Annotated in this window: 7 protein-coding genes and 1 pseudogene; all 8 read right to left on the bottom strand. The window is 66.7% G+C overall.

Features of this window, described 5'->3' with window-relative positions; all coding sequences use genetic code 11:
- Positions 1-117 (bottom strand): annotated as a pseudogene (locus A0U87_RS26905) (5-dehydro-4-deoxy-D-glucuronate isomerase); the annotation flags it as partial.
- A gap of 79 nt (positions 118-196) precedes the next feature.
- Positions 197-835 (bottom strand): LUD domain-containing protein, encoded by a 639-nt coding sequence (locus A0U87_RS23535; protein ID WP_048936818.1) that lies wholly within the window; start codon positions 833-835, stop codon positions 197-199.
- Positions 832-2247 (bottom strand): lactate utilization protein B, encoded by a 1416-nt coding sequence (locus A0U87_RS23530; RefSeq protein WP_048936817.1) that lies wholly within the window; start codon positions 2245-2247, stop codon positions 832-834. Before A0U87_RS23530 ends, A0U87_RS23535 begins: the two co-directional genes overlap by 4 nt.
- Positions 2244-3002: a (Fe-S)-binding protein gene (locus A0U87_RS23525; protein WP_137406052.1), complete on the bottom strand. Its 759-nt coding sequence runs from the start codon at positions 3000-3002 to the stop codon at positions 2244-2246. The genes A0U87_RS23530 and A0U87_RS23525 overlap by 4 nt, the downstream gene beginning before the upstream one ends.
- Positions 2999-3970: an alpha/beta hydrolase gene (locus A0U87_RS23520; RefSeq protein WP_048936815.1), complete on the bottom strand. Its 972-nt coding sequence runs from the start codon at positions 3968-3970 to the stop codon at positions 2999-3001. Before A0U87_RS23520 ends, A0U87_RS23525 begins: the two co-directional genes overlap by 4 nt.
- Positions 3967-4773, bottom strand: coding sequence for a rhamnogalacturonan acetylesterase (locus A0U87_RS23515; protein WP_137406051.1), 807 nt, complete (start codon positions 4771-4773; stop codon positions 3967-3969). The genes A0U87_RS23520 and A0U87_RS23515 overlap by 4 nt, the downstream gene beginning before the upstream one ends.
- 65 nt (positions 4774-4838) lie before the next feature.
- Positions 4839-5603, bottom strand: a complete 765-nt coding sequence (locus A0U87_RS23510; RefSeq protein ID WP_004209342.1) for an SDR family NAD(P)-dependent oxidoreductase — start codon at positions 5601-5603, stop codon at positions 4839-4841.
- Between the two features lie 17 nt (positions 5604-5620).
- Complete coding sequence (locus tag A0U87_RS23505; protein WP_004209343.1) at positions 5621-6448, bottom strand: IclR family transcriptional regulator; 828 nt, start codon at positions 6446-6448, stop codon at positions 5621-5623.
- Positions 6449-6560: the final 112 nt, after the last annotated feature.

Genomic DNA, 6560 nt, shown 5'->3' with positions numbered 1-6560 from the left:
CAGCACGCATTCGCCGTCACGGAACAGCCCGCCGATCAGATAGCGATCCCGCAGCTCCTCGTTCGACACGCACTCCATCATGTCGGGGTGGGTCGCATAATAGGTCTTGTCGAACATCGGAAATCTCCATCTAAACTTTGCGGAAGCTTATAACGGCGCAGGCGGCGAATGTAAGCCTGTTTTCCCGGAATGTGGACTATTGTTCCGACATATGAGGAAAGTCGCCGCGTAACAGGATGACGTGCAGGAAACGAGGGCCATGGGCGCCGCGCACATAGGTACCCTCGATATCGGTCGTACCCGACACGCCGGTGACCCAATAATGGGCGCGCGGCTGCGGCCCGGCCAGCGGCGCTTCCTCCAGCCAGGGGGCGATGTCCGCCACGCGCAGCAGCACCAGATGGTGCAGGGTCAGGAAATTGGGCAGCATCGGCGCCTGCGGGCTGGTCTCGAAGACCAGCGACCCGGTCTCGGCAATCCCCTTGCGCGCGATCGCCAGCGCCGCCGCTTCGTCGGGCGCGGCGCCCTGATGCAGGGCAAAGCCGCTCCAGTCGCAGCCCGACAGGCGCGGGTCGGGCGGCAGGCACAGCGCGCGCGCCTCGCCCTGCGCGTCCAGATAGCGCGCGACCGCAGCGGGCAGATCCGATATCGTTTCGATAACGTCATGACTGGCGCTGACGCTGGGCAGCGCCAGCCGCGCCAGAAATTCCGCCTCGACATGGGCGACATCGACCGCCGGCCGTTCCGGCGTGCCGAGCAGCGCCGCAGCCTCCGCCGCTATGTCAATGTCGCTGTCATCTTTCAGCCGACTGAGGATGGCTTCGCGCGCATTCATCGGCCGTTTTCCTTGCGATATTGCTCCATGAAGGTCTGCGCCGCCGGCTTGGGCATGTCGCGATAGCGGGTCCAGCCGCCCGCCAGAGGCAACTTGCTGATCCAGCCCTTGCTGCCCAGTAGCCGCATCGCCCGCACCGCCATGCTGGTGCCGATCCGATAGAGCCGTGGCCGGGTCGCGACCCAGGCCCATAGGCCCAGCCCCGCGCGCAAGGATTGCGGCTCCAGCCCCTCGCGCCAGCTCTTCTCCCGCCAGCCGCGCAGCAGCGTCGGCAGCGGGATGCGCACCGGACACACTTCCTGGCACTTGCCGTTCATGGTGCAGGCATTGGGCAGATCGCGGCTCTGCTTCAGCCCGTCCAGCACCGGGGTCAGCACCGCGCCCATCGGCCCCGGATAGGTGCCGCCATAGGCATGGCCGCCAATCTGCCGGAACACCACGCAATGGTTCATGCAGGCGCCACAGCGGATGCAGCGCAGCATCTCGGCCAGCCCTTCCTCGCGCATCTGGGTGCGGCCATTGTCGACCAGCACGATATGCATCTCTTCCGGCCCGTCCCGGTCGCCGGGGCGCTTGGGGCCGGTGTAGAAGGTCGTGTACTGGGTCAACGCCGCGCCGGTCGCCGACCGCGCCAGCATCCGCAGCATATGCACGGCATGGGGCATGCTGGGCACGATCTTCTCGATCCCGGCGGTCACGATATGGACGCGCGGCGGGACGAGCGACAGCTCGGCATTACCCTCATTGGTGACAGTGCAGATCGCGCCGGTGTCGGCGATCAGGAAATTGGCGCCGGAAATGCCGACATCCGCGCCCAGCATCTGCGTGCGCAGCTCGCGCCGCGCGCTTTCCGCCATAGCGGCGATCGTCTCTTCCTCATGCGGCGTGCGATGCTTCGCCTTGAACAGGGCGGACACCTGCTCGCGGGTCTTGTGCATCGCCGGCCAGATGATGTGTGAGGGCCGCTCGTCGGCCAGCTGGATGATATGTTCGGCAAGGTCGGTCTCGACCCGGCCGATGCCCGCTTCGGCCAGCGCATGGGGCAGGCCGATCTCCTCGCCCAGCATCGACTTGGAGCGGGCGACGCTCTTGGCCTTCGCCGCCTTGCACAGGGCGATGACGATGTCGCAGGCCTCGTCGGCGGTGCGCGCCCAATGGACCTTCGCCCCGGCGGCGATGGCGTTCGCCTCGAACTGCTCCAGATAATGGCCCAGATGGGCGACGACATGGTCCTTGATCGCCGCCGCACGGGTGCGCGCTGCCTGGAAATCGGGAAAGGCGTCGACCGCGACCGCGCGCTTGGCCTCGGCCGTGCCTGCCGTCCGCTCGACCGCGACCTTCAGGATGCGGTCGGCCAGCGCCGCGTCGGCGCGGTCCTTGAAACTGGTCGCTTCGGCCGGTGCGCCGCTCATGCCTCTTCCCCGATCGCCGGGCCATCGCCCATGCCGGCGATCAGTTCGATCGCGTGGAACGCCCGCACCTTGCTGCCCTGGCGGTTGAGCTTGCCCGCCATGTTCATCAGGCAGCCGAGGTCGCCGGCCAGCAGCAGGTCGGCGCCGGTCGCCTCGATCGCGTCCGCCTTCTCGCCGACGATCGCGTTGGAAATCGCGGGATATTTGACGCAGAAGGTGCCGCTGAAACCGCAACAGGTCTCCTCGCCCGCCAGCGGCGTCAGCTCCAGCCCGGCGATCGGCTTCAGCAACCGGCGCGGCTGCGCCTTGACGCCCAGCTCGCGCAGCCCCGAGCAACTGTCATGATAGGTCGCCTTGGCCTCCATCTGCACGCCCTCGGGCTTCCACCCGCATTGCTCGTCCAGATAGGCCATGATCTCCCATGTCTTGGCCGCCACCGCCTGCGCACGCGGCAGCCATGCGGGATCATGCTCGAACAGTTCTGGATAATGGCAACGGATCGTGCCGCCGCACGACCCCGACGGCACCACCACCGCTTCATAGGGTTCCAGCGCGACGATCGTCTGTTTCGCCAGCGCGATCGCATGATCGGTGTCGCCGCTGTTGAGCGCCGGCTGGCCGCAACAGGTCTGGCCCTCGGGCACGATCACGTCGCAGCCCGCCGCCTCCAGCGCGCGGATCGCGGCAAAGCCGATGCGCGGGCGCATCATGTCGACCAGGCAGGTGACGAACAGGGCAACCTTATGCTGGGTCACACGCCATGCCTCTTGGCAAAGGCCAGGAACAGATCGGGCCAGGGCGCGGCTGATTTGGCCTGGGCCGTGATGCCGAAGCCATGGCCGCCATTTTCGAACAAATGGCATTCGGTCGGGATCTTCTGCGCCCGCAGCGCCGCCAGCATGGCGATGCTGTTGTCGACCGGCACCGCCGGATCGTCGATCGCATGGGCCAGGAACACCGGCGGCGTCTGCGCGCTCACATCCTGGTCCAGCGAATAGGCACGCATCCGTTCGGGCGAAGGATTCTCGCCCAGCAATTGCGTGCGCGACCCCTTGTGGACGAACGGCCCCTCCATCTGGATCACCGGATACATATAGGCGGCGACGGCGGCCTTGATCGGCTCGCGATCGGCGGCATCGACCGGCTTGTAGCTTTCCACCGGCGTCCGGCTGGTCAGCCAGGCGGCCAGATGCCCGCCGGCCGAAAAGCCGATCACGCCGACCCGATTGGCGTCGAACTTCTCCTTGCCCGCCAGGCTGCGCACCAGCCGCAGCGCGCGCTGCGCATCCTGCAGCGGCGCTTCGGCCCCGGCGGCCCAGCCATCGGCGGGCAGGCGATAGAGCAGCACGAAGCAGACATAGCCCGCCTCGGCAAAGCGGCGCGCGATCGAATAGCCCTCATGGCCGATCGCCACCCGGCTGTATCCGCCGCCGGGGATCAGCATGATCGCCGCGCCATTGGGCTTTGCCGGCCGCAACAGGGTCAGGGTCGGGGTGACGATATGGGCGAACACGCCATCGTCCGGCCCGCTGTCGGGCCGGCGCAGCGTCTCCACTTCCTTCACCGTCACATGCTCGCTGCCCGGCGCCTTGCCCGGCCAGATCGGAAAGCGGACAAACCCCTGGGGCAGCGGAAAGCTCTGCGCCAGCGCGTCGCCCATCGGCGCAAGCGCGGCAGCAACGGCAGCACCGGTCAACAGGCCGCGACGGTCAAGCATGGTCATTGGCATTCGGTCCTTCCCAGCGGCGTGGTCCGCTTGAGCGCCGGCCGGCTCGTCAGCACTTTGGCCGAAATCGGCAGGTTCAGCGCCTTGAGGCCGCCGGCGACCAGATCGGCGACATTGCGCGCGCCCAGTTCGCTGAAATGGGTATCGTCGTCGATCCCCTTGGGGAAGCCGGGCATCTTGTCCTCCGCCTTGTAGTGGAGGAAATAGGCTTTCGCCTTGTCCGGCCCGGCCCGGTCGACCCAGGCGCGCGACAGCGCTTCCAGATCGATGATCGGCACATGGGCGCTCGCCGCCAGTTCGCGCATCACGGCGGAATATTCGACGAAGTCGGCCTTGGCCTTGCCATCGGCGCCAAAGCTGCGCCGCGTCACCGGCGTCACCAGCACCGGCGTGCCGCCCGCGCCGCGCACGTCCCAGATGAAGCGCAGCAGATTGTTGCGATAGTCGGTCTGCGCCGGCGCCCAGCGCTGCGGCTTGGCGCGATAGGCGTCATTATGGCCGAACTGGATCAGCACCGTGTCGCCGGGCATCAGCTCGCTCATCAATTTCGTCCAGCGCCCTTCCTCGATGAAGGTGCGGGTCGACCGCCCGCCCATCGCATGGTTGGACACCCGCACCTCGGGCGCCAGGCCGCAGCCCAGCATCATGCCCCAGCCGGTCTGGGGATAATTGCCCTTCTTGTAATTGGCCGCGGTCGAATCGCTGGCGATCAGGATCGTGTCGCCCGGCTGCGTCGCCAGCGCCGGCAGGGGCGTGGCCAGCAGGGCGAGGGCGGCGGCGGCTTTGGTGACGATCCTCATCGGCGATGTCCTGTTTCCTGAATACCGTCATCCCCGCTTTCGCGGGAATGACGGCGCTCAATATCTTATTGCAGGTTCACATACATGCCGCCGTCGACCAGCAGCGCTGCGCCGGTGACATAGGCGGCCATGTCCGACGCCAGGAAGACGATCGGCCCGGCCAGGTCTTCGGGTGCGCCCAGGCGGCCTAGCGGCGTGCGCTTTTCCATATATTCGCGCTTCTCGACATCGGCCAGGTCATCCTTGTTGATCTCGGTCAGGATGGTGCCGGGCAGCACGCTGTTGCAGCGGATGCCATATTTGCCCAGTGCAATCGCCGTCGACTGCATCAGCGAATGCACGCCGGCCTTGGTCGGGGTGTAGTGCGTCTGAAATTCGCCGCCGACCAGCGCGGAGATGGAGGAGACGGCGACGATCGATCCGCCATGGCCCTGCTTGACCATCTGCTGCGCGGCTGCCTGCACCATGAAATAGGCGCCATGCAGATTGACCTTGAAGGTCCGCTCCACCACGTCGACCGGCATGTCGAGGAAGCCGTGGAACGGGCAGATGCCGGCATTGCTGACCATCACGTCGACCTTGCCGAACGCCTCGACCGCCTTGGCGACGAAGTCCTGCGCGGTCTGCGGATCGGCGACATCGCCCTTCACCGCGATCGCGCGCTGGCCCAGCGCCTCGATCTCGGCGACGCAGCTGGCGGCCGGGCCATCGCTATGGGCATAGTTGATGACGACGTCGGCGCCATGCTGGGCGGCGCCGATGGCGGCCGCCCGGCCGATGCCGGTCGATGCGCCGGTGACGAGGACGGTCTTGCCTTCAAGCAGCTTCATGCGAGCATTTCCTTGGATTAGCGCCGCACCGGGCGGCGGGGGGATTTGACGCCGGGGGTCCAGCCCAGATCGGCGCTGACCTTCTGCGCGGCGGCGCGGACTTCGTCGCTCAGCGATGCCATACGCTCATCGTCCATATATTGGGCGGCGCTCGACAGGCTGATGGCGGCGACGATCGCGCCCGACGCATCGCGGATCGGCGCGGCGACGCAGCGTATCTGGTCCTCATTCTCTTCCAGGTCGAACGCGCGCCCGGCCGCGACATAGCCGCGCATCCGCTCCAGCCATGTGGCCGGGTCGGCATCATGGGTGCCGTTCTCCCGCTCGCTTTCTAGCAGCCGGGTCCAGCCCGCCTCCGGATCGTCCAGCATCAGCGCCTTGCCAAGGCCCGTCGATGTCAGCGGGTGGCGGTCGCCGATCCGGCTCGAAATCTCGACCCGGCGGCGGCCGGGAATCTTGTCCAGATAGAGCGCCTGGTCGCCGTCCAGCCGGCCCAGATGCACCACATCCTCGCTCGCGGCGGCCAGCGCTTCCAGATGGGGGCGGGCAATCTGCACCACGTCGGCCTGGCTCTGCGCCAGGAAGCCTAGCTGCAGCAGCTTGGGGCCAAGCTGATAGCCCTCGCGCGGCAGGAAGGTCAGGAAACCGCGCTCGACCAGCGCATTGGCCAGGCGATGAGTGGTGGAGCGCGTCAGGCCCATGCGCTCGGACAGGTCGGCGAGCTTCACCGGCCCGTCGATCACCTGGTCGAGCAGGTCCAGCCCGCGCTGAAGGGTCTGCGACCCCTGCGTCTTCGACTTTTCCTCTCGCGGACCCGATTCCGGGTTTGACGTATTTTGTCTCATCTACTAACACTCTATCCCACAAAATGAGAAAAACAAGGGTGTAGGAGAGGCTGGACGCGATTCTTCCCCTCAATTGCCCCACGTTGTGCGCATTTTGTCCATATGGTGGAAG

The organism is Sphingobium sp. MP9-4 (assembly GCF_005281675.1).
Lineage (GTDB): Bacteria > Pseudomonadota > Alphaproteobacteria > Sphingomonadales > Sphingomonadaceae > Sphingobium > Sphingobium yanoikuyae.
This window is presented reverse-complemented; position numbering and strand designations above follow the sequence as displayed.

What these genes read in the sequence shown, in the direction of transcription:
- A0U87_RS23535 (WP_048936818.1), bottom strand. Translation starts at nt 835, where the DNA reads ATGAATGCGCGCGAAGCCATCCTCAGTCGGCTGAAAGATGACAGCGAC.
- A0U87_RS23530 (WP_048936817.1), bottom strand. Translation starts at nt 2,247, where the DNA reads ATGAGCGGCGCACCGGCCGAAGCGACCAGTTTCAAGGACCGCGCCGAC.
- A0U87_RS23520 (WP_048936815.1), bottom strand. Translation starts at nt 3,970, where the DNA reads ATGACCATGCTTGACCGTCGCGGCCTGTTGACCGGTGCTGCCGTTGCT.
- A0U87_RS23515 (WP_137406051.1), bottom strand. Translation starts at nt 4,773, where the DNA reads ATGAGGATCGTCACCAAAGCCGCCGCCGCCCTCGCCCTGCTGGCCACG.
- A0U87_RS23510 (WP_004209342.1), bottom strand. Translation starts at nt 5,603, where the DNA reads ATGAAGCTGCTTGAAGGCAAGACCGTCCTCGTCACCGGCGCATCGACC.
- A0U87_RS23505 (WP_004209343.1), bottom strand. Translation starts at nt 6,448, where the DNA reads ATGAGACAAAATACGTCAAACCCGGAATCGGGTCCGCGAGAGGAAAAG.